This is a genomic window from Frankia sp. Mgl5 (genome assembly GCF_023242985.1).
In the GTDB taxonomy this organism is placed as follows: Bacteria; Actinomycetota; Actinomycetes; order Frankiales; family Frankiaceae; genus Parafrankia; species Parafrankia soli.
This window is the reverse complement of record NZ_JALKFY010000546.1, coordinates 1-344: the sequence shown is the minus strand read 5'-3', so window position 1 is coordinate 344 and position 344 is coordinate 1. Positions and strand designations below refer to the sequence as shown.

The following is a 344-nucleotide window of genomic DNA, read 5'->3' as shown; positions in this document are numbered from 1 at the left end:
CCAATGACCGTACCGACAACCGTTCCCATCCCGCCAAACAGACTGGTTCCGCCCAGGATAACCGCCGCGATCACGGACAGCTCGTCTCCTTCCCCGAACGTGAAGCGACCAGATTGCATGCGGCCCGCGTACAACATACCGGCTAGACCGGCCATCATCCCGGAGCCCATTAAAACCATCAGTTTTATCTTGGCGGTGTTTACCCCTGAGAATTTGGCGGCATTTTCATTCCCGCCCGTCGCCAGTGTCTGGCGTCCATAAGCTGTTTTGCGCAACAAAATATGTCCGATGACGGCAATGAGGAGCGTCCAGATCAACAAAACCGGAATCGGCCCGATGTCACC

1 protein-coding gene is annotated in these 344 nt (G+C 56.1%); it reads right to left on the bottom strand.

Going from position 1 to position 344, the window contains the following annotated elements; all coding sequences use genetic code 11:
• On the bottom strand, positions 1 to 344 hold a 344-nt coding region (locus MXD62_RS10555; RefSeq protein WP_368862386.1), incomplete at both ends, for an ABC transporter permease.